Raw genomic sequence first — 26,681 nt, forward strand, 5'->3', positions numbered from 1 at the left:
CATTCTCCCTGGGAGAGCGCCTGCGCCTAATACCAATAGGTTATCGGCGCCGGAGCACGCCAGCGGTACAAACTGGACCTCGCCGCACCTTGGTGGTGCGCCCACCCCCACACAGTCCCGCCGGAGCCGCACCATGCATGCCGTCCCCACCCACGCCGCCAGCCCCGAGCGGCTGCCTTTCTACCGCCAGCTGTATTTCCAGGTGGTGGTCGCCATCGTGGCAGGCGTGCTGCTCGGCCACTTCGAGCCCCAGTACGCCGAGCAGTTCAAGCCGCTGGGCGATGCCTTCATCAAGCTGGTGAAGATGATCATCGCGCCGGTGATCTTCCTGACCATCGTCACCGGCATTGCGGGCATGACGCACCTGCGCACCGTGGGCCGCGTGTTCCTCAAGGCCATGGCCTACTTCCTGTTCTTCTCCACGCTGGCCCTGGTGGTCGGCATGGTGGTGGCGCACGTGGTGCAGCCGGGCGCAGGCATGAACATCAACCCGGCCGACCTGGACCAGGCCGCCGTCAAGGGCTATGTGGCCAAGTCGCACGAGCTGACGCTCACCGGCTTTGCCATGGACATCATCCCCAAGACGCTGGTCAGCCCCTTCGTGGGCGACAACATTCTGCAGGTGCTGTTCGTGGCCGTGCTGTTCGGCATCTCGCTGGCCATGGTCGGTGATGCGGGCAAGCCCGTGCTCAACTTCCTGGAGGCGCTGACGGCCCCCGTGTTCAAGCTGGTCGGCATCCTGATGAAGGCTGCGCCGCTGGGAGCCTTCGGCGCCATCGCCTTCACCATCGGCAAGTTCGGCCTGGGTTCGCTGGTGAACCTGGCCTGGCTGGTGGGTTCGTTCTACATCACCTCGCTGCTCTTCGTGGTGGTGGTGCTGGGCTTCGTGGCGCGGCTGTGCGGCTTCTCGGTGCTCAAGCTGGCGCGCTACCTGAAGGCGGAACTGCTGCTGGTGCTGGGCACCTCGTCCTCGGAATCGGCCCTGCCTTCGCTGATGCAGAAGATGGAGCGCGCCGGCTGCGGCAAGTCCGTCGTGGGCCTGGTCGTGCCCACGGGCTACTCCTTCAACCTGGACGGCACCAACATCTACATGACGCTGGCCGCGCTGTTCATCGCCCAGGCCACCAACACCCACCTGACCCTGGGCCATGAGATCGCGCTGCTGCTGGTGGCCATGCTCAGCTCCAAGGGCGCTGCCGGCGTGACCGGCGCAGGCTTCATCACCCTGGCCGCCACGCTGGCCGTGGTGCCCGAAGTGCCCGTGGCCGGCATGGCCCTGATCCTTGGCGTGGACCGCTTCATGAGCGAGTGCCGCTCGCTGACCAACTTCATGGGCAATGCCGTGGCCACCGTGGTGGTCTCGCGCTGGGAAAACGAGCTGGACTACAGCAAGCTCAATGCCGCCCTGGATGGAGAGCCTGTGCAGGCCCTGCCCGCCGAGGCCGCAGCCGTCAAGGCCTGAGTCCGCAGGCCCCGGGCACCAAACCCTCTCCTGCTCGATGCGGCGGCCTTGGCCGCCGCATTCGCTTGCGATGCGCCCCGCATCGCTCTCAGCGATAGTCGATCCACACCCCGCCTGCGTCGGCCGAACGCACGCAGTTCTCCACCCAGCGCACTCCCTCGACGCCCGCCTGGATGTCCGGATAGCGGATCTTGCCCAGGGCCAGGCTGTCGCCCCGGTCCGTGGCATGCATGGCCAGGGCGAAGCGGCGGTAGAGGTTGGCCCAGGCCTCGAACAGGCCCTCGGCATGGCCGGCGCCGATGCGGTCTTCCTGTCGTGCAGCGGGATGCAGGTAGTCCATGCCGCGATCGAGCACCTGGGCCGGCCGGCCCTGGATTTCGTGGCGCAGCTGGTTGGGATGCTCGTCCCACCATTCCAGGCTGGCCTTCGAGCCGATGACACGCAGCCTTTGCCCATGCATGGAGCCGCTGTTGACCGCGCAGGCCCACAGATAGCCCATGGCGCCGCCCCGGTACTGCATGAGGGCGAGGGCGTTGTCCTCCAGCGGGGCGCGGCTGCCGATGAAGCTCTGCCGCGAGCACATCAGCCGCTCTATCTCCAGCCCGGGCAGCACCAGCTGCGAGAGGTACAGCGGATGCGTGCCGAGGTCGCCCAGCACATAGCTGGGGCCGGCATGGGCCGGGTCCATGCGCCAGCGCGCGGCCGGGCTGGAGGCTTCCACCGCCTCGCTGTGAAAGCCGTGCGAGAACTGCATCTGCACGATGCGGATCTCGCCCAGCTCGCCCTGCGCGACCATCTCGCGCGCCTGCTCCATGAGCTGGTGGCCCGCGTAGCCGTAGGCCACGCCCACGATCCGCCTGCTGGCACGCGACAGCTCCAGCAGCTGCAGAGCTTCGGCCGTGGTGAAGCACAGCGGCTTTTCGCAGACCACGTGCAGCCCCGCCAGCAGCGCGGCCCTGCAGATCTCGAAATGGGTGTTGTTGGGCGTGGCGATGGACACGGCGCGGATGCCGTCCGGGCGGCGCGCCTCGGCCTCGAACATGGCGCGGTAGTCGGCATAGCAGCGCTGCGCATCCAGGCCCAGCCGCTCGCCGAACTGCCGGCCGCGCACCGGGTCGATGTCGAAGGCCCCAGCCACCAGCTGCAAGCCGTGGTCGCGCTGCGCCGCCGATCGGTGCACCGGGCCGATCTGGCTGTCCTGTCCCCCGCCTACCATGGCCCAGGCAATCGGGTGGCCGGGCATGGGTGTTGCGTCGATCATGGTGTTCACCTTCAGCTTTGGTAGAACGCGGGCCGGGGCGCCGCCGCCATGCGCTCTACGACGCCGGAGGACTGGGCCAGCACGCAGGCATCGGCGGCCACGGCGGCGGCATGGCCGTCCCAGGCCGAGGGACCCGTCAGCCGCTGGCCGCGCACGCCGTCGATGAAGGCCTGAAGCTCCACGTCATAGGCGGCCATGAAGCGCTGCTTCCAGTCGGTGAGTATGGGTATGGAGTACATGGCCGCGCTTTTCAGGGAGACGGCTGCGGGGTCGGGCAGGCGCGCAATGCCTGTCTCGCCCACCACTTCGCACTGGATGTCGTAGCCATAGCGGCAGTTGACGAACACCTCCACATCGATGCGGATGCCGCCCACGGTCTCCAGCAAAACGATCTGCGGGTCGGCCAGATGCGGCAGGGCGTGGCGCGTTCTCTTCGGGTACACCACCTGGGCACTGGCGTATTCGTCGTCCAGCAGCCAGCGCAGCACATCAAGCTCATGGATCAGCGTATCGGTGATGGCCATGCCGGTGGTGTAGCCGTCGGCCACGCAGGGATTGCGGTGCGCGCAGTGCACCATCAGCGGCGCGCCGATCTGGCCGCTGGCGATGGCCTGCCGCAATGCCCGGTAGCCTGCGTCGTAGGGGCGCATGAAGCCGACCTGCACCAGCCGCTGCCCATGGGCCATCTCCGCCTGCACGATGCGCAGGCAGCCGGCAGCGGTGACTGCCAGCGGCTTTTCGCAGAACACCGGCTTGCCCTGGGCGATGGCCGCCAGCACCAGTTCCTCGTGCGTGGGCCCCCAGGACGTGACCAGTACCGCCTGCACCTGCGGCGCGGCAATCAGCGCCGGGCCGCTGTCAAAGGCCTCGATGTCCGGGCCGTGCCGGGCCATCACCTCACGCACCTGCTGCGCATCGATGTCCGTCATCGCCACTACCCGTGCGCCCGACAGCGTCTGGCACATCCTGCGGACATGGTCCTGGCCTATGGCCCCGCAGCCAATCACTCCGATCTGCAATGTCATGTCGTCCTCTCCTCGTCAAAGCAATGAATGGCGGATGAAGTCCATGCTTTGCCGCAGCAAAGCCTCGCTGTCGGCCGCTTGCGTGATCCCTTCCGCGAACGGCTCGAACGAGACCGGGGCGCTGCAGCCGCGATCGAGCAGGGCGCGCAACTGGGCGATGTTGCCCAGGCGGTCGCCTTCGCCGACCAGCACGCGATGGCCGTCGCGCATCTGGCCGTCTTCGATCCGGTGGTCCTCGACGCCCGAGACATGCACCAGCCCGGTCTGTTCGGGAAAGAACAGGTCTTCGCCCGCCAGGTGGTGGTGGAAGCTGTCGTGCACCAGCTTGAAATGGCGCTCGCCCGCGGCCTCATGGATGGCGGCCACCGCATCGGACTTGCGGCGCAGTGCGCACTCGGCAAAGCCCAGGGGCTCGACCAGGCCCTGGATGCCGTGGCCGTCGAGGATGGGGCGCAACCGCCGCAGCGCCTGCACCAGGTCGCGCCGCCGTTCGCCCGGCGTGCGCGCATCGGCCCGGTCGTTCAACGGACACATGACCAGGGCCTGCGCGCCGCAGTCACGCGCATACACAGCCAGTTCGCGCGCCTTGCGTTCGATGCCTGCGTCAAAAACGTCGAAGGGATACAGCGCGTTGATGGACAGGATGGTGATGCCCGCCTGCTGCGCTGCAGCCCGGATCGCGGCGGGCGCCGTGCCGTCGCGGATCTCGGCGTGGGGCAGATCGTTGCGGATCTCGATGGCCGACACGCCCAGGCGCCGGCACATGGCCAGGTAGTCGGCAAACGGCATGCGAGAGGCGCTGATGCGGTTGATGGCGAAGTGGATGGGCTGGTGCATGGCAAGGGCTCAGGCTGGCAGGGGCAGGACGGCGGGGGAGAAATGCCTGTTCAGGTAGCGCTGTATCTCCCGGCGCATGAAGCGGCTGGATTCGGCGGCCCGCTCCTCCCAGGCGAACACGCAGGACGACAGCACGCCGTCGAAGCCGGCTGCGCCCAGCGTGCCGAAGAACAGGTTCCAGTCGATCTCGCCCTGGCCCATGTCCAGGTGCTGGTGCACGCGGATGTGGTGCGAGCCCGGCGGGTTGACGATGTAGCGCAACTGGCTGCTCTTGCGGTGGTCGAAGGTATCGGCCACGCGCACATGGGCCAGCAGCGGCGCCGCCTCGCGCAGCATGGCGGCCATGTCGCCGCCGTAGTGGAAGGTGTGCGGGGCGATGTAGGACAGGCGCAGTGCCTTGGAGGCCATGTTGCCCACGATGTCCATGGCCGGCTGCAGTTGCTCTATCCAGTCCTCCGGGTGGGGCTCCACGGACAGCGTGATGCCTTCGCGCTCCAGGATGGGCAGCAGCTCGTCCATGGAGCGGAACCAGGCGGCCTCGCACATCTCCTTCGGATTCGCGCCGGCAGGACCGTTCACCGAGCGCTCGGGCGATGCGCCTCGGCCGAACTCGGACACCATCAGCGCGCAGTCCATCTCCACGGCGACTTCGATGGCCTTTCTCCAGCAGCGCATGGCCCATTGCCGTTCGTCCTCGAACGGGCTGGCCCAGCGGTACATGGGCTGCAGCGATGCCAGCGCCACGCCGCTGGCGCGCATCGCCTGGCGGAACCCGGCCATGCGCTCCTTGGTGGCGCGCGGCATCACCCACCAGTCCAGGAAGTCGCTGCGCGGCGACAGTTCGATCTGGTCATAGCCCAGCTCGGCCACGGCGTGCGGCAGGCGGTCCAGGCACTCGTGCCGGATCATGTAGGGATCGAGGGCGATTTTCATGATGCCTCCCTGCAGGGCGCGCCGTCAGCGCCGCGCCTTCTTGTTGCGGTACTGGTCGGCGACCACGGCCGCGACGATGATGGCGCCCTTGACCATCTCCTGGTAGTAGGCGTCGATGCGGATGAAGGTGAAGCCCGAGGTCATGACGCCCAGGATCAGCACGCCGATCACCGTGCCGGTGATGCGGCCCACGCCGCCCGCCAGCGAGGTGCCGCCGATCACGACGGCGGCGATCGCATCGAGCTCGTACATGACGCCCATGCCGGACTGGCCGGAGATGGCCCGCGCCGCCGTCACCGTGCCGGCGATGCCGCTGAGCACGCCGGCAATCATGTAGACCCAGACCAGATGCCGGCGCACGTTGATGCCCGAGACCACGGCAGCCTGGCGGTTGGCGCCGATGGCGTAGGTGAACTTGCCAAAGCGCGTATGGCGCAGCACGGTGTGGAAGACGGCGGCAAGCACCAGGAAGATGAGCACCGGATGGGCGCCGGAGCCCAGCGCCGCGAACTCGTCCGTCAGCATGGAGACGGGCGTGCCGTTGGTGAACCACTTGGCAAAGCCGCGTGCCGCGACCATGGTGCCCAGCGTGGCGATGAAGGGCGGGATGCCGGTGAAGGCGATCAGCGAGCCATTGATCAGCCCGACCATCAGGCCCACGCACATGCCGGCCAGCACGGGCCAGACCACGGGCAGATCGGTGAGTTGGGGGAACACCGCGCGCGGAAAGTCCGATACCTGCGCCAGGCTGGCCGACACCACGGCGGCGGCGGCCACCACGGAGCCGGAGGACAGGTCGATGCCGCTGGTGATGATGACCAGGTTGACGCCTACGGCGATGATGCCGACCACCGCCATCTGCAGCACGATGATCTGCAGCCGCTCGGCGTTGAGCAGAAAGCTCTGGCCCACGGTGAGCCAGCCTGCCGCCTCGAAGAACAGGGCGATGCCCAGCAGCACGAGGAAGATGCTGAGCTCCGGCGGCCACCGGGCGCGCTGCTTTCGGGCGGGCCGGGCCTGCGCTTGGGTTTTCGTTTGCGCTTGCGAAACCGTCTGGGAATTGCTCATCTTGCGTGTCTCCGTTGCGTATCGGGGCTCAGCGGGAGGCCAGTTCCATGATCCGCACCTGGTCGGCGTCCCTGCGCTCGACGATGCCGGTCATGCGCCCCTCATGCATGACCAGGATGCGGTCGCTCATGCCCAGCACCTCGGGCATTTCCGAGGAGACCATCAGCACGGCAGTTCCCTGGGCCGCGAGCGCGCCCACGAGTCGATGGATCTCGGCCTTGGCGCCCACGTCGATGCCGCGCGTCGGCTCGTCCAGGATGAGGATGCGCGGGCGCGTCAGCAGCCAGCGGCCGATCAGCACCTTTTGCTGGTTGCCGCCCGACAGGTTGCGGATGTCCTCGTGCAGCCCGGGGGACCGGACCTGCAGCGTGCGGGCCATGTCCTCGCATTCGCGCGCCACGGCGGCATGCGCGACCAGACCCCAGCGCACATGGCACTCGTGCAGCAGCGCCACCTCCATGTTGGCCAGCAGGTCCAGGCCCATGAAGCAGCCCGTGTCCTTGCGGTCCTCGGTGAGAAAGGCCATGCCCAGCCGCATGGCCTGGGCAGGCGAGGTGATGCGCACCGGCTCGCCACCGATGCGGATCTCGCCGCAGGTGGCGGGCACGACGCCGAACAGCGCCTCGGCAAGATTGGAGCGCCCGGAGCCCACCAGGCCGGCCACGCCCAGGATCTCCCCGGCGCGCAGCTCGAAGCGCAGGCCATGGAACACGCCCTCGACGCCCAGCCCGTCCACCGAGAGCACCACATCGCCCAGGGCCACGTCCTGCTTGGGGAACATCCGGGTGATCTCGCGCCCGACCATCATGCGGATGATGTCGTCGCGCGTGACATCGGCCGATGCATGCGTGCCTATGTACCTGCCGTCGCGGAACACCGAGAACTCGTCGGCGATCTCGAACAGCTCGTTCATCTTGTGCGTGATGTAGACGATGCCTTTGCCCTGGCCGCGCAGGTGGCCGATGATGCGAAACAGGTGCTCCACCTCCCGGTCGGTGAGCGCGGAGGTGGGCTCGTCCATGATCAGCACCTCGGAGTCGAAGGACACGGCCTTGGCGATCTCCACCATCTGGCGGCTTGCCACGCTCAGCGTGCGCACCTCGGAGTCGGGGTCCATGTCGATGGCCAGCCGCTCGAACAGGGCCTGGGTTCGCTGGCGCAGCTGGCGGTGGTCGATCAGGCCCAAGCGGTTGACGGGCTCGCGGCCTATCCAGATGTTCTCGGCCACCGTCATGCTGGGCATGAGGTTCAGCTCCTGGTGGATCATGGCGATGCCTTGCCTGAGCGCATCCAGCGGGCTGCGCAGCGTGACGGGCCGGCCCCTGAGGCGGATCTCGCCGGTGTCGGGCGCATGCACGCCGGCAATGATCTTCATCAGGGTGGATTTGCCGGCGCCGTTCTCGCCCATCAGCGCATGCACGCTGCCGCTGCGCAGGCGCAGCTGCACATCGGCCAGCGCCACGACGCCCGGAAACGACTTGCCCACCCCACGCACCTCCAGCAGGTCGCTGCAGGCATGGGGCACGTGTTGCGCGCGCGGTGCGGCAGGCGCGGGTGGGCCGCGGTCCGGCCCGTGCACAGGGGATGCGGACATGGCTCAGGGCCTGGCGTACTGGCCCATGTTCTCGGGCGTCACCAGCTCGAAGGGCACGTTCACGAAGCGCTCCACGGGCTGTTTGCCGGCCAGGCGCAGGGCGGCATCGACCGCCTTGGCGCCCTGTCCGGCCAGGTTCTGGAAGACGGAGACCTTGAGGTCGCCGTTCTTCATGGACGACAGCCCGTCGGGCGTGGCGTCTATGCCGGCCACGATGGTGTCGGTCCTCCACTTGCGGGCCGCCTTCAGCGCGTTGATGGCGCCAATCGCCATCTCGTCGTTGTTGGCGAGGATGGCGTCGAACTTCATGCCCGAGCTCAGCCAGTTCATGGTGATGTCCTGGCCCTGCGTGCGGCTCCACTTGCCCTCGCGCTTGTCGAGGATCTTCATGTCCGCGCATTCCGGCGTGGCCGCCACTTCCTCGATGTCGCGGGTGCGGGTGCGCGCCGATTCGTTGGAGAGCTCCCCCATCAGCACCAGGATGTTGCCGCGGCCCTCCAGCAGCTTGCAGACCTGGCGGGCCTGCAGCGTGCCCGAGAGTTTTTCGTCGGAGGCCACCACGGCGGTGCCTGCGGGCAGCTTGTCGAAATCGACGGGCTGGCGGTTCACGTAGACCAGCGCGATCCCGGCGTCGCTCACCATGCGGGTGATTCTGGGCGTGGCGTCGGTGTCCACCGGGTTGACGATGATGGCGTCGGCCCGCTGGGCAATCATGTTCTGGATCTGGCTCAGCTGCTTGCCCACATCGTTGCTGGCGTCCTCGATCTGCAGCTCGGCCCCGTGTTTTTTGGCCGCGTCCACGATGCCGTTGCGCAGGATGGTCAGGCCGGTGTCGTCGAAGAGCGCCATCGCCACGCCGATCCTGAGGGGCTGCGCGTGGGCTGGCGCCTGTGTCAGCGCCTGGGTCTGCTTCTGCGTCTGAGCCTGGGAATGCACGGGCAGTGCTGCCAGAAAGGCGGCGGCAATGGCCGCCAGCAGGTGGTTTTCCCTCATCCCTCGTCTCCTTGTCCTTGAGCGGCAGCGGGGCGCGTTCACATCCCGCCTTGACTCGCCAAACACCGGATTGCCCCGGACCCTGAGGAGAAATGTAGTTCTGTCCCTCTAATTTTTGGAAATTAATTTCTAAGTAAATACACCTAAGGAAAAAAATTTCTAATAGTTTTAATCTTTTTCCATGTTCTGAACGCTGGCCAAGCGCTGCCTGCGGACAGCCCCCGAGCAATGGCCATGGAAAGGCAAGGCAAGAGATGACAGGCACCGTGACCGGCACCGTGAGATTGACCGTCAGCCAGGCGCTGGTCCGCTACCTGGCCGCCCTGCAGGCCGAGGTGATGCAGCCCGATGGCCGCACGGCCGTCCAGCCCTATTGCGCAGGGGTGTTCGCCATCTTCGGACATGGCAACGTGGCCGGGCTGGGCGAGGCCCTGCATGCCCAACGGCAGCGGCTGCGCACGCTGCGCGCACACAGCGAGCAGGGCATGGCCCATGCGGCCGTGGCCTTTGCCAAGGCGCACTTTCGCCAGCGCATGATGGCCGTGACCTCGAGCATCGGGCCCGGCGCCACCAACCTGGTGACCCCGGCCGCGTTGGCGCATGTGGCGCGGCTGCCGCTGTTGCTGCTGCCCGGGGACATCTTTGCCTCGCGCCTGCCCGATCCCGTTCTGCAGCAGGTGGAGAGCTTCGAGCAGGGTGATCTGAGCGCCAACGACTGTTTGCGCCCGGTCACGCGCTACTTCGACCGCATCATGCAGCCCGAGCAATTGCTGGTGGCCTTGCCGCGTGCCATCCAGGTCATGACCGACCCGGCCCAGTGCGGCCCCGTCTGCCTTGCGCTGCCGCAGGATGTGCAGACCCAGGCCTTCGACTGGCCCATGGATTTCTTCCACCCGCCGCTGATCCGCCTGCGCCGCCAGCCGGCCGATGCCGCCGGGCTGGCCGAGGCCGTGGCCTTGCTGGCCTCCGCCAAAAGGCCGCTGATCGTGGCCGGCGGCGGCGTGCTGTACAGCCAGGCCTGGGAGGCCTTGCGCGTGTTTGCCGAAACGCATGGCGTGCCGGTGGCCGAGTCGCAGGCCGGCAAGGGCAGCCTGGCCTGGGACCACCCGCTCAACCTGGGCGCCATGGGCGTCACGGGCTCGCCCGCCGCCAACCACGCAGCCCGGCAGTGCGATGTGCTGCTGGCCGTCGGCACGCGGCAGCAGGATTTCACCAGCGGCTCGCATGCGCTGTACGGCCATGCCAGGGTGCTGGCCCTGAATGTGCAGCCCCTGGATGCCGCCAGGAAACGCGGCCAGCCGCTGGTGGCCGATGCGCGTGTCGGCCTGGCCCAGCTTGGCGCGGGATTGGCCGGCTGGCGCGCCGATCCGCAGTGGACGGCCGACAGCCGCGCCCTGGCCGCAGCCTGGGCAGAGCGCGTGGCGGCGCTGACTTTGCACGTGCCCAAGGGCGAGCTGCCCTATGACGCCGAGGTGATAGGCGCCGTGCGCGAATCGGCCGCCGACGCCGGGCTGGACAGCGCCTGCAGCGACATCGTGGTCTGCGCGGCCGGCACGCTGCCGGCCGAGCTGCACAAGCTGTGGCGCAGCGGCCTGCCGGGCAACTACCACGTGGACTATGCCTATTCCTGCATGGGCTACGAGATCGCGGGCGGCCTGGGCGTGAAGCTGGCGCGGCCCGAGCGCGAGGTCATCGTGCTCGTTGGCGATGGCTCCTACATGATGCTCAACGCCGAGCTGGCCACCTCGGTGCTGCTGGGCCGCAAGATCATCGTCGTGGTGCTGGACAACCGCGGCTACGGCTGCATAGAGCGGCTGCAGGTACGCTGCGGCGGCGCCAGCTTCAACAACATGCTCGACGACTGCGTGCCCGAGGGGGGCGAGCGCTCGTCCATCGATTTCGCCCGCCACGCCGCCGCCATGGGGGCCGAGGCGGTCCACGTGGGCGGTGTGCAGGAACTGCGCCGCGAAATGCTGCGTGCGCGGGTGTCCCACCGCAGCCAGGTGCTGGTGATAGACACCACCCACCACCGCACCACGGCCGACGGCGGCGCCTGGTGGGAGGTTGCCGTGCCCGAGGTCTCGGGCCGCCCCGAGGTCCAGGGCGCGCGGCGCGAGTACCTGCACCACAAGGCAGGCCAGCGGCGCTGACGCCGCGCAACCGTCGCCCCGTCCGACTTCTGCCCATCTGCCCATCTGCACCAAGGAGGACTCGCATGACCTGGAAGGTACGCATCGGTATCAATCCCCTGTCCTGGATGAACGACGACCTGCCCTCGCTGGGGGGCGATACGCCGCTGGACACGGCACTGAAGGAGGGCGCCGAGATCGGCTACGCGGGCTTCGAGCTGGGCAACAAGTTTCCGAAAACCGGGCCCGCGCTCAAGGCCAGGCTTGACGCGTACGGGCTGGCCTGCGTCTCCGGCTGGTACTCGGGTTTTCTGGCGCAGGCCGATGCGGGCAGCGACGACCAGGTCCTTGCCGCCGAGGCCGAGCGCTGCAAGCCCCACATGGACAGGCTGCGCCACAACGGCGTCGACGTGGTGGTCTATGGCGAATGCGCGGGCACGGTCCAGGGGCAGATCGGCACGCCTGTGTCCCGGCGCCCGCGCTTTGCCGACGATGCTGCCTGGCAGCGCTATGCGTGGCGGCTGGATGCCTTTGGCGCGCACCTGCTGGAGTGTTACGGCATCCGGCTGGCCTATCACCACCACATGGGCGCCCATGTGGAATCACCGCAGGATGTGGACCGCCTGATGGCGCTGACCGATCCGCGCAAGGTCTTCCTGCTGTTCGATACCGGCCATGCCTACTACGGCGGGGCGGCCGATCCGGCGGCGCTGCTGAAAAAACATGTGGCGCGCGTGGCGCATGTGCATTGCAAGGATGTGCGTCCCCAGGTGATTGCCCAGGCACGCCAGGGCGACTGGAGCTTTCTGCAGGGCGTGGTCAACGGCATCTTCACGGTGCCGGGCGACGGCGCGCTCGACTTCGAGGCGGTGCTGCGCACGCTCAGGGATGCCGGCTACCAGGGCTGGCTGGTGGTCGAGGCCGAGCAGGACCCCGCCATCGCGCCCGGCTACACATACGCGAAAAAGGGCTACGAGACGCTGCGCGCGCTCGTGGACCGGCTGGGCGCCTGAGGCCATCCGGCATCGAGGCATGAAAACCAAGGGAGGACACCGTCATGACATCTGCAATCCACCACGCCCTGCGGGGCCCTGCGGCCCGGGCCACCGTGCCTTGCCTGTGCGCTGCGGCGCTGGCCGGCGCAGCCAGTCTGGCCACGGCGCAAGGCAGCGTCACGCTGTATGGGCGCATCGTCAGCGGCGTTGACTACATGAACCGGATTGCCGAAGGGCCGGGCCGGTCTTCCGATCAACTCCGGCACGCCGGGCAATGGGGCGCAACCTGGTGGGGGCTGCGCGGGGCCGAGGACCTGGGTGGCGGCCTGAGCGCCGTCTTCCATCTCGAAAGCCAGTTCTCCGCCGACGACGGCACGGTGGGCGACAGCTTCTTCAGCCGCTATGCGGTGGTCGGCCTGCGCAGCCAGGACTACGGCACGCTGCTGCTGGGCCGGGCCATGGGCATTCCCGATGGCGAGGTCTGGGCGCTGGACCCCATGGGCCTGCAGGCCATGGGCGCGGGCACGCTGCAGGGCAACCGGACCTGGGGGTCGCGCCCCAATGCCATCAGCTATCAGTCGCCGGCCTGGGGTGGGCTCTCGTTTCGCACCCAGCTGGGGCTGAACGGAGAGGCGGGCCGTTCCCGGGCCGGGCGCCAGGTCGCCGCCAGCGTGGGCTATGAGCAGGGGCCGCTGGTGCTCAAGGCCTTCTACGAGGAAATCCGCGACGGCAACGGCGCGTTCGCCTCGCTCTACGCGGCATCGCGCCTGTATACGGTGGGCGCAACCTACCGCGTGGGCGGCCTCAAGCTGTTCACGGGCTACAGCCAGATCCGGTCAGGTGCGCTGACGGTGGCCGACGCCGACAACCCGGCAGGCGCCCGCAGGCAGCAGACCTACTGGATGGGCGCCAACTACCAGGCAACGCCGGCCCTGGTGCTGGTGGGCGGCGCCTACCGCGCCAACCGCAGTGGCGGCGGCGCCAGCCTGGTGAGCCTGGGGGCCAACTACCATCTTTCCCGGCGCACCATGCTGTATGGCACGGTGGGCGCCGTCTCCAACGGCGGCGGAGCCTCGTTCTCGGTGGAGGCCAACAGCGGCAAGCCGCTGCCTGGTTCGGGCCAGCAGGGGCTTTACGCGGGCGTCGTGCACTCGTTCTGAAGCCGCCTTCGCCGCGCATCAACCCTCGGCCCGGTCGGGTCAAGTCCGGGTGGGCCGGCTCTTGCGGGGCGGCTGCCGCGCCGCTTGGCTGTATTCTTGGTGCTTCGCTTCACGCAGCCTTGCGGCCGTTCCCACCATGCATTTGTCCAGACGCGAATTCCTCGGCGCCGGCGCGGCCGCCGCCTGTGCCTCGCTGGTCGGTTGCGCGGCCTCGGCGCCCGTGTCGGGCAGTTTCCTGCAGCCGTGGCGTAGCCATCTGGAGATGCCGCGCGACCAATGGCGCCAGCGCCTGGCCGCCACCCAGGCGCTGGGCTGCCGGGAGCTGTTCGTGCAATGGAGCGGCCTGCAAGGCGATTCCGAGGCGGACAGCTGGATGCTGGCCGACGCGCAGATCGCCGACCTGCTGGACATCTGCACCGAACTGGGCATGGGCGTGCACCTGGGCCTGCCCTATGACGAGCGCTGGTGGAAGCAGATCAGCCTTTCCAACGCAGCAGGCCCCGCGCCCTACCTGGCGCATATCGCCGAGCAGGGCGCCAGCCACATGTACACCAGCACCTGGCCGCGCCATGCGGCCTTTCGCGGCTGGTACATCCCCTACGAGCTGGAGCAATACCACTGGGCCGCGCCCGAGCGCATCGAGCTGCTGGTGAGCGCACTGCAGCCACTGGCGCAGGCGGCAGCGGCCACGTCCGGCCAAGTGCCCGGCATCTCCACCTATTTCAGCCAGCTGCAGACGCTGGGCAGCCTGCCCACGCTGTGGAGCATCCTGCTGGACCGCGTGTCCCTGCGCCCCATGGTGCAGGACGGCGTGGGCGTGGCGGGACTGCGCAACTACGAGGCGCTGGCACCGCTGCAGCAGATGCTGCTGGAGCGCAGGACGCCGTTCGACCTCATCGTGGAACTGTTCGAGCAACTGCCGCCCACGCGGCCCGATGGCTCGGACTTCCAGGCGCGCACGGCCAGCTTCGAGCGCGTGCGCCGCCAGTGGGACGTGGCCCGCGACTACGGCGCCCAGCGCGTCGTCGCCTTCGCCATCGACCCCTGGGTGTTGAACGACACGCCGGAGGCCCGGCAACTGTTGCGCGAGTGGAAGGCCGCCGCCCGCTGAGCGCGGTGGCTGCCGGGTCAGAAGCGCTTGCCGATGATCTCTCTGAGGATTTCGCTGCTGCCCCCGAAGATCCGCAGTGCCCGTGCATCGGCCCAGGCGCGGCCAATGCCGTATTCGGCCATGTAGCCGTAGCCGCCGTGCAGTTGCAGCAGCTCGTCCAGCACCTGGCCCTGCAGCTCGGTGGCGTTGAGCTTGGCCATGGCGGCGGTGACGGAGTCCAGTGAGCCTTCCATGTGCTGGGCCAGGCAGTCGTCCAGGAAGACGCGCAGCATGGTGGTCTTGGCCAGCGCGTCGGCGAACTTGAAGCGGGTGTTCTGGTAGTCGAGCACGCGGCGCCCGAAGACCTTGCGGTTGCGCACGAACTCGGCGGCCTCGTCCAGCATGCCTTCGGTGGAGGCTGCCGCACGCAGCGCGATCGCCAGCCGCTCCTGCGCCAGCTCCTGCGTCACATGCTCGAAGGCGGCGTTCTCGCGGCCCAGCAGGTGGTCGGCCGGCAGGTGCAGCTCGTCGAAGAACAGCTCGCAGGTGTCCTGGCTGTGCTGGCCTATCTTGCGCAGGGTGGCACCCTTGCCCAGGCCTTTCATGCCTTCTTCCACCACGAACAGCGACAGGCCGCGCGCGCCCAGGTCGGGCTCGGTGCTGGCCAGCACCACCATCAGGCCGGCGTTGACGCCGTTGGTGATGAAGGTTTTCTGTCCGTTGAGCACGTAGCCGCCGCCTTCGCCCTCGCTCTTGCGGCGGGCGCGCGTGCGCACGGCCTTGAGGTCGCTGCCCGCGCCGGGCTCGGTCAGGGCGATGGCGCCTATCAGCTCGCCCGTGGCCATGCGCGGCAGCCAGCGGTCCTTCTGCACCTGCGTGCCGAAGTTCCAGAGATAGGGCGCCACCATGTCGGAATGGATCGAAAAGCCGATGCCCAGGCAGTTGGCGCGCGCCAGCGCCTCGATGACCACGGCCGCGTGGCCGAAGTCGCCGCCCTGGCCGTAGGGCGGGGGCAGGTCGCAGTTGAGCAGGCCGCTGTCGCCGGCCTTGCGCCACAGGGCGCGCGGCGTGATGCCCTCTGCCTCCCAGTCATTGATGTGGGGCAGGATCTCGGTGGCCACGAATCGGTCCACCTGTTCCTTGAACAGCAGGTGGTCTTCACGCAATACGGAGCGGGTGCGCATGTCTGTGTCGGTCTCCTTGGGCTGGGTCAGGGACGATAGGTGTCGGTGGCGCTGGCCTGGCCGCGCAGCACGGGTGCGGCGGCCGTACCTGTCATGAACAGGCTGTAGTGGTCGCCCGGCTGCAGCTGGGGCAGCGCCAGCGGCGCGCTGGCCGCAGTGGCGCAGGTGGCGGCGAGCTGGGCACTGACCGGGTTGATGGAGCGGCTGGCCGACTTGGCGGGCGCCACGCCCGTGAAAAGCGGCGTGCCCGTGCCGGCGATCTTGAGCCCGCCTTCGGTGCAATCGTCGATCAGGTTGTAGAAGCGCAGCTCGGCCTTGAGCGCGTCCTGGCTTCCGCCGGAGTCGTCGATGGACGTGAAGCGCGCGGCCGCGTTCTTGCCCTGGCGCTGCGGCACCAGGGTGGTGAAGCTGCCCGGCGCCACCTTCATGCTGCCGGCGCTCTTGCCGTCCACCTGGATGGCAAAGGGCGTGTCGCCCTTGACGATGGCGTAGCTGCTGGCCGGCTTGCTGCCGGACAGCGTCTGCTCGGGGCCGTCGCCTATCTTCACGCGCAGGCTGCCCGCGTCGGGGTGGACCACGCGCACGAAGGACGAGCCTGCGGGCGGGCGCGCTGCATAGAGCTGGGCCAGCGTGCCTTCGGCATGCGCGGCGGGCAGGCAGGAGAGCCCGGCCAGGCCGGCCAGGGCGAGCGCGACGGTACGCATCACGGGGGAAAAAGCGGAGGTCATGCCTGCGGGTCCTTGGTTTCCTTGGCGGGGCGCATGCGTGCATCAAGGTACATGCGCTCCAGTTGCTTGCGGTCGGCCTTGTCAGTCTGCGTCAGCGGAAAGCCGTGGCAGGCCAGCAGTTCCGACGGAATCATGTAGGGCGGCACGCGCTGGGCCAGCAGTTCGCGCCACCCGGCCAGGTCTTCGGGCAGGGGCTGCATGCCGGGCGGGCCGCTGCGGTCCAGGTCCACGAAGCCGATCATGCGCACGATGAAGCCATCGGGCCGCTTGAGTGCCACCGCCGCACCTGCGCGCACGCCAGGCAGGGTGGCCAGCACGGCATCGACCTCGGCCAGCTCGATGCGGTAGCCGTGCATCTTGATCTGGTCGTCGCGCCGGCCGTGGAAGGTGACCAGGCCGTCGTCGTCGATCTCGCCCAGGTCGCCCGTGCGGTAGCCGCGCTTGCCGTTGCGCATGAACATGCGTGTGGCGTGCAGGTCGGGGCGGTTGAGGTAGCCGCGCATCACGTGGTCGCCGGCCACGCAGATCTCGCCTTCGTCCAGGAACACATCGGCATAGGGCTTGGCCCGGCCGATGGGAAAGGGCAGCGGCGCGCGCTGGCGCAGCGCGGGGTCGATCTCCACCCAGGTGGTGGAGCAGGTGGCCTCGGTGGGGCCGTAGGAGTTGATGATGCGCGCCTGGGGAAAGCGGCTCCACAGCGCCTCGGCCACGGTGGGCGTGAGCGATTCGGCGCCGAAGACGAAGACGCGCAGGTCGGGCAGGTGCTGCTGGTCGAAGTCGGCATCCAGCAGCTGCTGGCGCACGAAGGAGGGCGTGGATGCCCAGACGTTCACGTGGGTGCCCGCCAGGTAGGCGGCAAAGGCCTGGCGGTCGGCAATGGTCTCGCGCGCGCACAGCACGCAGGCGCCGCCCGTGACCAGGGCGCCCATCCAGTTGAACAGCGAAAAGTCGAAGCTGAACAGCATCTGGTCCATGAAGACCGGCGCCTCGCCCAGGGCCAGGCAGTCGCGTATCCAGCCGGCGAACAGGCCCAGGCTCTCCCGCCCGATCTGCACGCCCTTGGGATCGCCCGTGCTGCCCGAGGTGAACATGATGTAGGCCAGCGATTTTTCCTGCAGCGGCTGCGCGGCGATGCCGGTGTCCAGGAAGCTGCGGGCCTGCGCGTCGTAGTGCAGGCCGGCCTGCACCAGCGTGGCGATGCGCGCCATGCGCTCGGGCGGGTTGATCACGTCCACCGGCACGAAGGGCACGCCCAGGCGCAGGCAGCCGAGGATGGCCACGAGGAACGCGGTCTCCTTGTGCCCCGTGATCAGCAGCGGCTCGTCGCGCCGCGCGCCGCGCGCCAGCGCCTGCTGTTCCCATTGCGCCACGGCCTGGGCCAGTTGCTGCCAGTCCAGCGTGCCGGCGGCATCGATCACGGCGGGCCGCGCGGTGTCGGCGCCGGGCTCGGTGAAGTCGAAGCGGTCAAAACTGAATCGCATGCGGGCTCCTTGTTGCGCAGGGACAAAGGGACAGGGCGGCGGCGTGCAGGCGCTGCATCAGGCCTTGCGCTGCTCGGCCACGTACTGCGCCAGCGTGTGCACGGATTCCAGGTGCAGGTCGATCTCCGATGGCGGTATCTTGACGCCGAATTCCTTTTCGATGGCCAGTGCCACGTCCACGGCGGACAGCGAGTCCACCAGGCCCGATTCGAGCAGCAGCGTATCGGGCTCGACCGAGGTCAGGATGATGGCGCCGATGATCTGGGCAATCTTGGTTTCGATGTCATTCAGGGACATGGTTTCTCTCCAACAGGTGTTTCAGAACTGGAAATACAGGAAGCGGGTTTCCTTGTGCAGGTTGACCAGGCACAGGAAGAGCAGGACCAGGGTCACGGCCGTCCAGCCTGCGCTGGGGCGCCAGCGCATCCAGGCGCGGGGCGCTTCCTGCACCTTGAACATGGCGGGCGAGAAGCGGCCCAGGATCTGGTGGGCATTGGGCGTGAACCAGGCAATGGCCAGCAGCAGCAGCACCAGGGCCAGCTGCATGTGGTGGCCTATGGCCAGGCGGATGGCATCGCCCAGTGCCAGGCCCTGGACGTGGGACAGCGACTCCAGCGCCTCCACGCCGCGCAGGCCGGCCATGCCCTTGAGCAGCAGCATGGCGTCGCCCACGCCGTGGGCGCGGAAGAAGGTCTGGGCGATGAGCACGGCGATGAAGGTGATGACAACGCACAGCGCCTGCACGCCCCGGCCCGACTTGCGTGCGGCGGCCGGCTTGCGGCTGACCACGAAGATGCGCCAGGCATGGTTGACCGACAGGTAGAAGGCATGCAGCAGGCCGAAGATCACGTACTGCAGGCCCGCTCCGTGCCAGATGCCCGCCAGCCCCATGGTGAACAGCGTGGGCACGACGATGGTGGCCGCAAAGCCGCCGGGCGTGCGCGCGGCGCTCGATCCCACGGACAGGCCGCGCTTTTCGCGTGCGCGCGAGATGGCCATGGCCACGGGGTAGTACAGGTAGGCCGTGAGGTAGCGCGTCAGCGTCATGTGCCAGCGTGCCCAGAAGTCGATGATGCTGCCGGCCTTGTAGGGCGAGTTGAAGTTCAGCGGGAAACGGATGCCGAACATGCGCGCCAGGCCCAGCGCCATGTCCGAATAGCCCGAGAAGTCGAAGTACAGCTGCAGCGCGTAGCTGAGGCTGGCGCCCCAGGCGGCCCAGAACTGCAGCTCGCCGGGCGCGGCGAATCCCGCGTCTGCATAGGGCGCGATCTCGTCGGCCAGCAGCACCTTCTTGGCCAGGCCGATCACGAACAGCGTGCCGCCGATGGACAGGTTGTCCGCGCGGAACCGGTAGTTATCCGGCTGCGCGAACTGCGGCATCATTTCCTTGTGGTGCAGGATGGGCCCCGCGATCAGGTGCGGGAAGAAGGTCACGAACAGCACGTAGCTGAGCAGGCTGCGTTCCTTGACGATGCCCGAGCGGCAGTCCAGCAGGTAGCCGATCTGGGTGAAGGTGAAGAACGAGATGCCCAGGGGCAGGATGAGCTCGTGCATGCCGCCCTGCGTCAGCCCCCATTCGCCCAGGAAGTTGAACAGCGTGGCGAAGTACTTGTAGTGGAACAGCGCCGCCAGGTCGGCGCCCACGCCCAAGGCGGTGACCAGCCCCTGCAGCCGCGCGCGGCCCGCAAAGCGCAGGATAAGCAGGCTCACCACGTAGTTGAAGGCGATGGACAGGGCCAGCAGGGCGACGAACTGCGGGTTCCACCAGCCGTAGAAGACAAAGGACGTCAGGCACAGCCAGAACGCGGCCAGCCGCAGGCTGATGGCCCCGGCCAGGTAGTGGCCCGCCAGCGCGATGGGCAGGAACAGCAGCAGGAAAAGATAGGAATTGAACAGCATGTAGCGGGCGGGGTCACGCAGGCGGGGAGGCGGCGTCCATCTCCTTGAGCGCCGCTTTTTCATCGTCCGTCAGGGGCAGGGACAAGGTGTTTTCCGAGAACTCCCAGATCACCAGCCGCAGGCTGGCCGGCCAGGAGGCGCGGCGCTTGAGCGCGGCCACCATGGCGCCGCTGAACTGGCCGCCGTCCATGCTGAGGTTCCAGACTTCCTGGCCCAGCGCGCGGCCGAGCTGCGGCGCGAAATTGCTGCGCAGCCCGTTGGAGCTGCCGGCCAGCAGCACCTGCACGGGCGGCGTCTCGTCCAGCAGGCCGCCGCCGCGCACGGGGGCAATGGTCTGCGGGCGCACCTGGTCGCGCCGTGGGCGCCAGCCGGCCGGGGCATCGGCCAGGCCGGCCAGGGCCAGCAGGTCGCCGGGCAGCGGCTGCAGCGGCCCGGGCGCGGATTCCTCGAAGGCCTGGGCGCCGCGCTGCCCGCCCAGCAGCGGCAGCGCGGCCTGGGCCACGGCCAGGGCGGCGGCGCGTGCGCCCTCGGCATTCATGTGCACGTCGGTGCGAAAGAAAACGGGTTGTGCCTGCTCCTGTGTCTGCAGGGCAGGGCGCAGATCGGCGAAGGCAATGCCGTCGGCCTGCAGGCGCTGCTGCCACAGGTCCAGGCGCTGGAGCATCACGGGTGCCACGGGCAGGCCGCACAGATGGGCGGCCTCGATGCGCGACTTGTCGGGCACGGCCACCACCAGGGTGGCAATGCCTTTGTCCTGCAACTGCCGGGTCCAGTGGCGCAGCAGGCGCTGGCGCGCCTCGAAGGGCGCGGCGCCCGTGCCGGGCTGGGGCCGCAGGCCGTCGCGGTAGAACATCCATTGCGGGCAGCCCAGGGCCACCTGCGCTCCCGTGTCGCCCAGCAGGCGGTAGCGCAGCGCGGCCTGGCCGGTTTCCAGCGAGGACTGCGCAGGCAGGCGCAGGCCCTTGTTCAGCGCCGCGCCCGCGCGGCCATCCAGCCAGGCGGCCAGTTGCAGCTCGCCGGCCTTCGGTCCCCCGCTGGCCAGCGTCCAGCCGCCCCAGGCCAGGCCCGACAGCAGCAGGGCGCCCCAGATCCAGGCGTTGCGCCGGTGTCCTTTGTCGGTTTGCAGTTCTTGCGCGGTGGGGTCCACGGTGTCAGCCCTTGAGCGCGGCCCGCAGCCGCTCCAGCCAGGTGGCGTTGGGCATGAGCGAGGCGTTGTCCCACTGGCCGGCCGCGTTGGGGCCGTAGCTGTAGGTGGGCTCGAACATCTGCCACACCAGCACCTGGGGCTTGTGGGACTTGAAGGCCGGCGACTCCAGGTACTCCAGCAGCATGGTCCACTGGCCCACGTTGCCGGGCTTCCAGTTCAGCGAGACCGGGCGGTCCAGCAGGTTGGAGAGCTTTTGCGGAAAGCCGAAGTAGGGCTGGACCATGCTGTGGCCGGTGACATGGACGGGGGCGGGCTCATCGTCGAGCAGGCCCTTGGCCGGAGCCTGGCGGCGCACGGTGTAGACCTCGCGGCCGATCTGCTTGCGCTCGTCGGCGGTGAGGAACAGCTCGGCCAGGTCGCCATAGCGGCGCTCGGTGACGGTATCGCCCAGGGCCAGGCCGCTGCCGGCGCTGCCGGCCAGCTGGGGCACCTCGCCCTGGACCATGCGGGCGGTGGCCTCGGCCGTGGCGTCGGCTGCCGCCTGGGTCCAGTGCTGGTCGGTGCGGTAGAACACGTCCTTGCCGCTGTCGCGCACGGTGCGCAGCACGGCCTCGTCGTCAAAGCTGGGAATGCCGGCAGCCTGCAGCGCCTGCAGCACCTGCTTGTAGCGGCCCTGGACATCGGCGCTCATGGCCTTGCCGTCGGGCATCTTGTCGGCATAGAAGCGCACCTTGTCGGGCAGCAGCAGCACCTGCAGCTTCACGCCGCGCGCGGCCAGCAGGTTGCGCGCCTCGGTGATCAGCCGGGTGGATTCGGTGATGCCGGCGCGGTCCACCTGGGTCAGGCTGCCCCAGCCCGGAAACAGCCAGCCGTCCTTGCCCCTGAGAACGATGGAGGAGCTGTCCTGTGCCTGGGCCTGTGCCGTACCCTGCGCTGCCAGCGCGCCCAGCACCAGGGCGCAGCCGGCCAGCCCGCGTGCGGCGCGTGCCATGCCCGAGCGCAGTCCCTGCAGGGCGGGGCGGGGTGCTTGCTTGGTCGAATCCATGGGAGCTTTCTCCTTTTCTCTTGTCTGTGTGGTGGTGGCGGCGGCGGGGCAGGGCTTTCAATAGGACAGCGTCAGCGTCATGAACAGGCCCTTGGCGCGGTCGGCCTGGCCGCCACCGATGTTGAAGCGGTACTGCATGGACCAGTCCAGATAGGACTGGGCCGTGCTGTAGTGGCTTTCGCGGAACCATTGGCGCAGGCTGACGCCCACGCCGGCGCTGGCGGACCAGCTGCTGCCATTGCCTTGCAGGGCCAGCGTCTGCCCCTGCTGGGCGGCCAACTGGGCTGCGGTGGGCGTGGCGCCCGGGGCGGCCTGCAGGGAGCGCACATCGACGCGGTTCCTCTGCTTGATCCAGTCGGCCGCGACCACGCCGAACGGGAAGATCACCAGGCCCTGGTTGATGCCGTCGGCGCGGAAGCTGCGCCCGATGCGGGCCTCGGTGGAGAAGAACCATTGCTCGCGCTTGTAGCGGCCCGAGCCGTCGCCCACCAGGGCGCCGTTGGTCTGGTCGGTCAGCGTGAAGCGCGAGGCCATGCTCTGGTTGGCATAGCCGGCCTGGCTGTAGCCCTCCATGGTGAACCAGCTGGAGCGGTCCGTGCGCCGGCCCGTGCCCTCGTAGAAGCCGTGGGTGACATAGGCCAGCCAGCCGCCCTGGCCCGCGCCTGCGCTGTATTTGGCCGAGATGGGATTGCCCAGCGCCGGGCCCGTGGGGTTGAGCGGATCGCGCCCGCTCATCAGGCAGCGCAGCTGGGGCGATTCCGGCGTGATGAAGCCCGAGCGCGTGGCGGAGCCGATGTTGAACTGGCGCTCTATGCCGAAGGTCAGCGCGTACTTGGTGGACGGCGTGAAGCGCATGCCCAGCGAGCCCGTGGTGGTGGGCAGGCCAGAGATGCCGCGGTTGTCGCCGGCCTGCACATTGATGGGCAGGCCGGTGCAGGGGTCGATGGCGCTTTGGCCCAGCGTGGTGCCGCCGCCGTCATGCAAGGTGCTGCCCAGCCGCCCGTAGACATCGAAGATGCGCGTCGATGAGTTGAGGAAGTTGGACGGGCGCCAGTAGGCCTCGGCCGTGCCGAAGACCGCATCGCCCGCCTGCGTGAGGATGCCGTCCGAGAACGCACGCCCCGCAGGCCGCGCACCCCGGTAGCCCATGGAGACGATGGCGCCCCATTCGCGCGAATAGCCGGAGACGGCGCTGCGTGCGTTCTCGCGCTGGCCGGGCGTGAGCTTGGCGGTGCCGGCGTCGTCCAGGTCGATGGCTTCCTTGAAGGTGCGCACGGCGCCCCGGTTGTCGCCGGTGCCGGCCAGCGCATAGCCTTCGTCCAGCATGGCGCCCGCTGGCGCCTCGCCCGTGGCGCGCGCCGCGCGAAAGTCCTGCAGCGCCTTGGCCGGCTCTTCCTGGCGCGAGTACAAGTAGCCGCGCTGCATCAGCAGCTGGGGGTCGTTGGGGGTGAGGGACAGGGACTTGTCCAGCCGCAGCAGGGCCTGGCCCTGCTGGTCGCGGTTGCCTGCGGCCAGCGTGGTGGTCAGCAGCTTTTGCAGTTGCGCATTGTCGGGGTCCTGCTCCACGGCCGTTTGCGCATGTTCGATGGCGGCCTTGTAGTCCTGGCGCGCGTAGGCCGCATAGGCCTGGGCGCTGGGGCCGCCCGTGCCCTGGGCATCGGAAGGCTGCAGCTCGCAGACCGTGCCGTAGGGCGTATCGCGGCAGTCCTGCAGCGGCGGCGGGTAGTCGGCCATGGCCAGGGTCTGCGAGGCACCGCGCGTATCGGCCACCATGGGCGTGTCGCGGCCTGGGCGCAGGTCATCGGCTTGCTTGAGGCGGCGGGCCACGGATTCATCCTGTGCCGGCATGGGCGCCAGCAGCGCGCGGGCGCGTGCCGCGTCGCCAGCGGCCAGGGCCGCGTCGGCCGCGATCAGGCGCAGGTTGGCGGACTGCTTTTCGTCCAGCCAGTCCTGCTTGAGCACGGCATCGAAGTCCTCGTTGGCCTGTGCGGTCTTGCCCTGGCGCTGGCGGATGTAGCCGCGCATGCCCAGCGCCGCTGTGTCTTCGTTGTCCTGCGCCAGCGCCTCGTCTGCGGCTTTTTCCGCATCGGGCAACTGCTCGGCCAGCAGCAGCGAGGTGATCAGCAGCAGGCGGTGCGATGCCGTTCCCGGCGCCAGCGCCACGGCCTCGCGCGCAAAGGGCACGGCCTGCGCCGGGTTGTTGGCGATCAGCGCCTGGTAGGCCTTTTGCGCCGGCAGCACGGCCTGGCTGCGGCGCAGGGTCTGGCGCTTGGCCACCAGGTCGCTTTTGTTGGGTGGGTCCAGGGCCAGGGCGGCATCTGCGGCCTCGATGGCGGCGCCCAGCTGCTCCTGCGCCTCCAGCGCGCCTATCCACAGCAGCGCCCACTGGCCCTGGCTGGGGTCCAGGCGAAAGGCCTGCTCGGCCCTGCGCGCGCTGTCCGCGTAGTTCTTGGCGTTGTAGTCGGTGTAGGCCTGCGTGGCGATGGGAAAGGCCTTGTTGTAGGCCTCGGAAGCCGTGGCCCCCGCAGGCCCGCCCGCTGCCCCACCTGCCGCTGCGGCCCGCACATTGGTTTCGGCCTGCTGCAGCGTGGCCTCGTCCAGCCCGGCGGCGCGGGCCGAGGCGATGGCCTTGAGCGCTTCCTCGTTCTTGCCCTGCTTTTGCAGCGAGTAGATCAGCAGCATGCGCAGGCGCAGCAGGTCGGGGCGCAGCTGTACGGCCGATGCGGCGGCGGTCGCGGCCCGTGCAAAGCGGCCGGCCTGGTAGTGGGCATAGGCCTGGTTGGCCAGTTGCCACGCGCGGCCCCTGAGCGGCGCCTCCGCCTTGACGGCCGCCACGGCCTGCGGCCAGGCCGGCGGCGTGTTCCAGCCGGCGCCCAGCAGCGCGGCCAGCGTGAGAGGGCGAACGAGGGGAGCGAGATGCTTCATATGCCGGCCCTTGGGGTGCTTGGAATGCCTTGTGCGGGAATGTCGGGATGCACCGTGGGGTCGGTGGGCTCCCCCTGCTGGAAGCTGATGGCCTCGCGCAGCGTGGCCTCGTCCAGCCAGCCCTGCTCCATGAGGATGGCGCCCAGCGGACGGCGTTCGCGCTGCTGTATCTCCAGCGCGGTGGCCAGCCGGGTTTCGTCGATGGCCTGCCATGACAGCAGCAGCTCGCCCAGGCGCTGGCGCTGGTGGCTCAACTGGTCGGTGGACGGGAAGTCGTGCATGGTCTTGTCCCAGGCCAGGCGCTTGCCCGTGACCAGGTGGACGATGAACAGCTTCCAGGCGCGCGCCGCCGCCATGGCATTGATGAAGTTGCCGATCACCATGCGCGGGATGGACAGCATGGCGTGCTCCCAGCCGTACAGGCGCGAGACGAACCAGGCGCGCTGCACCACGCGCAGCAGCAGGGCGATGACGTTGACGCTCATCAGCGTCACCAGCCAGCCGTTGGGAGCGAACAGGGACGGGTAGTACACCGTCCACCAGCCCATGTGATCGGCCAGCAGGAACAGCAGGAAGTTCAGCAGTAGCAGATAGGCCAGGATGGCCACGAAGGAGGTCACCAGCCCCTTGCGGTCCCGGAACAGCAGGTACTTGGTGGACAGCGGCCCGGCCCAGCCGACCTGGCTCCAGCCCTGCAGGCCGATGCCCAGTGTCCAGCGCGCCTTTTGCCGGTAGGCGGTCTTGAAGGTGTTGGGAAAGAACTCGCGGATGCCCAGCGGCATGGTCAGCGTGGACACCTTTTCCTTGCCCAGGCCGAACAGCGGCTTGCGCCGTATCACGTAGTCCACGGGGAACTTGCCGAAGATCTGCTTCATGCCCCGGCGTGCCAGCCGAGCGCCGATGTCGTAGTCCTCGGTCAGCGTGTCGGTGTTGAAGGGCTGGTTGTGGGTCTCGGCCGCCAGTTCCTCCATCGCCTTGCGCGAAAAGCAGGTGCCCACGCCGGCCGAGGGCACCATGTGCGACATGCTCTCGCGCACCACCAGGTCCTTGGTGTGCCATTCGGCGAATTCGTCCATGTAGGTGCCGGCCACCAGCTCGTACCACTCGCGCTCCAGGGAGGTCACGGGCAGCTGGATGAAGTCCATGCGCGGCAGCAGGTAGTTGTAGTACTTGAGCTCCAGCGGGTGCAGCACGTCCTCGCTGTCGTGCAGGATCACGCCGGCAAAGGGCTCGGGCTGCAGCGTGTTCTGCTGGAAGATGGCCTGCACGATCCAGTTGAGGCAGTCGGCCTTGCAGGTGGGGCCGTCATGGGGCACCTCCACGCGGACCAGCTGGCGGTAGCGCCGGCGCATGCGCTCGACCTCGTTCTTGGTGCGCTCGTCGTTGCGGTAGGTGCCCACGAAGATCATGTAGTTCTTGTAGTCCAGCGTGCCCACCATGCTCTCGAGCATGGGCGCGATCACGTCGTACTCCAGCCAGGCCGGCACCATGATGGCCAGCGGCTTTTCCTCGACCTCCTGCAACTGCTGTGCCTTGAGCGGCTGGTAGCGGCGCTTGACGGTCAGCGCGCGCCAGGCCTCGCGCACCCAGTACCAGGCGTCGATGAACAGGTCGTCGATGCTGGACAGCAGGATGACGACGGCCACCACGGCGCTGACGATCTCCAGCGCGTGGTAGTAGTCGGCCACCAGGTAGGGCCAGTAGAGGGAAGAGATCATGGCGATC

General features: G+C 68.6%; 21 protein-coding genes. 5 read left to right on the forward strand and 16 right to left on the reverse strand.

Annotated features, from left to right (window positions below; translation table 11 throughout):
• Positions 1-133: 133 nt before the first annotated feature.
• On the forward strand, positions 134-1,462 hold the full coding sequence (locus ACUTR7_RS09495) for a dicarboxylate/amino acid:cation symporter (RefSeq protein WP_012204771.1): 1,329 nt from the start codon (positions 134-136) through the stop codon (positions 1,460-1,462).
• 88 nt (positions 1,463-1,550) lie between these two features.
• Here the strand turns inward: ACUTR7_RS09495 and ACUTR7_RS09500 are convergent, their stop codons facing one another.
• The 7 genes from ACUTR7_RS09500 to ACUTR7_RS09530 are packed head-to-tail and all read right to left on the reverse strand — an operon-like array spanning position 1,551 to position 9,173.
• Positions 1,551-2,723: a Gfo/Idh/MocA family protein gene (locus ACUTR7_RS09500; RefSeq protein ID WP_192368009.1), complete on the reverse strand. Its 1,173-nt coding sequence runs from the start codon at positions 2,721-2,723 to the stop codon at positions 1,551-1,553.
• Between the two features lie 11 nt (positions 2,724-2,734).
• On the reverse strand, positions 2,735-3,748 hold the full coding sequence (locus ACUTR7_RS09505) for a Gfo/Idh/MocA family protein (RefSeq protein WP_445608684.1): 1,014 nt from the start codon (positions 3,746-3,748) through the stop codon (positions 2,735-2,737).
• A gap of 15 nt (positions 3,749-3,763) precedes the next feature.
• Positions 3,764-4,585: a TIM barrel protein gene (locus ACUTR7_RS09510; protein WP_445608685.1), complete on the reverse strand. Its 822-nt coding sequence runs from the start codon at positions 4,583-4,585 to the stop codon at positions 3,764-3,766.
• A 9-nt stretch (positions 4,586-4,594) separates the two neighbouring features.
• The gene (locus tag ACUTR7_RS09515; protein ID WP_445608686.1) at positions 4,595-5,518 is read right to left on the reverse strand and encodes a sugar phosphate isomerase/epimerase family protein; all 924 of its coding nucleotides are present in this window, start codon (positions 5,516-5,518) and stop codon (positions 4,595-4,597) included.
• 24 nt (positions 5,519-5,542) lie between these two features.
• Complete coding sequence (locus ACUTR7_RS09520) at positions 5,543-6,586, reverse strand: ABC transporter permease (protein ID WP_445608687.1); 1,044 nt, start codon at positions 6,584-6,586, stop codon at positions 5,543-5,545.
• A 28-nt stretch (positions 6,587-6,614) separates the two neighbouring features.
• Positions 6,615-8,180 carry a sugar ABC transporter ATP-binding protein gene (locus ACUTR7_RS09525; protein WP_445608688.1) on the reverse strand — a complete coding sequence of 522 codons (1,566 nt, stop codon included), beginning with the start codon at positions 8,178-8,180 and terminating at the stop codon, positions 6,615-6,617.
• Positions 8,181-8,183: 3 nt separating this feature from the next.
• The gene (locus ACUTR7_RS09530; protein ID WP_445608689.1) at positions 8,184-9,173 is read right to left on the reverse strand and encodes a sugar ABC transporter substrate-binding protein; all 990 of its coding nucleotides are present in this window, start codon (positions 9,171-9,173) and stop codon (positions 8,184-8,186) included.
• 266 nt (positions 9,174-9,439) lie between these two features.
• Here ACUTR7_RS09530 and iolD point away from each other — a divergent pair, with 266 nt between their 5' ends.
• The 4 genes from iolD to ACUTR7_RS09550 all read left to right on the forward strand — a co-directional run bounded on the left by iolD (position 9,440) and on the right by ACUTR7_RS09550 (position 14,568).
• Positions 9,440-11,323, forward strand: coding sequence for a 3D-(3,5/4)-trihydroxycyclohexane-1,2-dione acylhydrolase (decyclizing) (iolD, locus tag ACUTR7_RS09535; protein ID WP_445608847.1), 1,884 nt, complete (start codon positions 9,440-9,442; stop codon positions 11,321-11,323).
• A gap of 65 nt (positions 11,324-11,388) precedes the next feature.
• On the forward strand, positions 11,389-12,315 hold the full coding sequence (gene iolE / locus ACUTR7_RS09540) for a myo-inosose-2 dehydratase (RefSeq protein ID WP_445608690.1): 927 nt from the start codon (positions 11,389-11,391) through the stop codon (positions 12,313-12,315).
• A gap of 44 nt (positions 12,316-12,359) precedes the next feature.
• Positions 12,360-13,457: a porin gene (locus ACUTR7_RS09545; RefSeq protein ID WP_445608691.1), complete on the forward strand. Its 1,098-nt coding sequence runs from the start codon at positions 12,360-12,362 to the stop codon at positions 13,455-13,457.
• Between the two features lie 136 nt (positions 13,458-13,593).
• Positions 13,594-14,568, forward strand: coding sequence for a DUF4434 domain-containing protein (locus ACUTR7_RS09550; protein WP_445608692.1), 975 nt, complete (start codon positions 13,594-13,596; stop codon positions 14,566-14,568).
• A gap of 17 nt (positions 14,569-14,585) precedes the next feature.
• On the opposite strand, the gene ACUTR7_RS09555 is transcribed toward ACUTR7_RS09550, so the two are convergent.
• Genes ACUTR7_RS09555 through ACUTR7_RS09595 form a run of 9 tightly spaced genes read right to left on the reverse strand, consistent with a single transcriptional unit; the run spans position 14,586 to position 26,674 of the window.
• Positions 14,586-15,731, reverse strand: a complete 1,146-nt coding sequence (locus tag ACUTR7_RS09555) for an acyl-CoA dehydrogenase family protein (RefSeq protein WP_445608693.1) — start codon at positions 15,729-15,731, stop codon at positions 14,586-14,588.
• Positions 15,732-15,757: 26 nt separating this feature from the next.
• On the reverse strand, positions 15,758-16,459 hold the full coding sequence (locus tag ACUTR7_RS09560; RefSeq protein WP_445608694.1) for an alginate O-acetyltransferase AlgF: 702 nt from the start codon (positions 16,457-16,459) through the stop codon (positions 15,758-15,760).
• The gene (locus ACUTR7_RS09565; protein ID WP_445608695.1) at positions 16,456-17,940 is read right to left on the reverse strand and encodes an AMP-binding protein; all 1,485 of its coding nucleotides are present in this window, start codon (positions 17,938-17,940) and stop codon (positions 16,456-16,458) included. The genes ACUTR7_RS09560 and ACUTR7_RS09565 overlap by 4 nt, the downstream gene beginning before the upstream one ends.
• Before the next feature lie 57 nt (positions 17,941-17,997).
• A complete protein-coding gene (locus ACUTR7_RS09570; protein ID WP_012204786.1) occupies positions 17,998-18,237 on the reverse strand; it encodes an acyl carrier protein in 240 nt (79 codons plus the stop codon).
• A gap of 21 nt (positions 18,238-18,258) precedes the next feature.
• The gene (locus tag ACUTR7_RS09575; protein ID WP_065346253.1) at positions 18,259-19,839 is read right to left on the reverse strand and encodes an MBOAT family O-acyltransferase; all 1,581 of its coding nucleotides are present in this window, start codon (positions 19,837-19,839) and stop codon (positions 18,259-18,261) included.
• A 13-nt stretch (positions 19,840-19,852) separates the two neighbouring features.
• A complete protein-coding gene (locus ACUTR7_RS09580) occupies positions 19,853-20,986 on the reverse strand; it encodes an alginate O-acetyltransferase AlgX-related protein (RefSeq protein WP_445608696.1) in 1,134 nt (377 codons plus the stop codon).
• A gap of 4 nt (positions 20,987-20,990) precedes the next feature.
• Entirely contained in the window at positions 20,991-22,031 is a 1,041-nt protein-coding gene (locus tag ACUTR7_RS09585; protein ID WP_445608697.1) for an alginate O-acetyltransferase AlgX-related protein, read from the reverse strand.
• A 57-nt stretch (positions 22,032-22,088) separates the two neighbouring features.
• Complete coding sequence (locus ACUTR7_RS09590; protein ID WP_445608698.1) at positions 22,089-24,956, reverse strand: NfrA family protein; 2,868 nt, start codon at positions 24,954-24,956, stop codon at positions 22,089-22,091.
• Positions 24,953-26,674 (reverse strand): glycosyl transferase family protein, encoded by a 1,722-nt coding sequence (locus tag ACUTR7_RS09595; RefSeq protein WP_012204791.1) that lies wholly within the window; start codon positions 26,672-26,674, stop codon positions 24,953-24,955. The genes ACUTR7_RS09590 and ACUTR7_RS09595 overlap by 4 nt, the downstream gene beginning before the upstream one ends.
• Positions 26,675-26,681 lie beyond the last annotated feature (7 nt).

Source organism: Delftia sp. NA_296.1 (genome assembly GCF_052692095.1).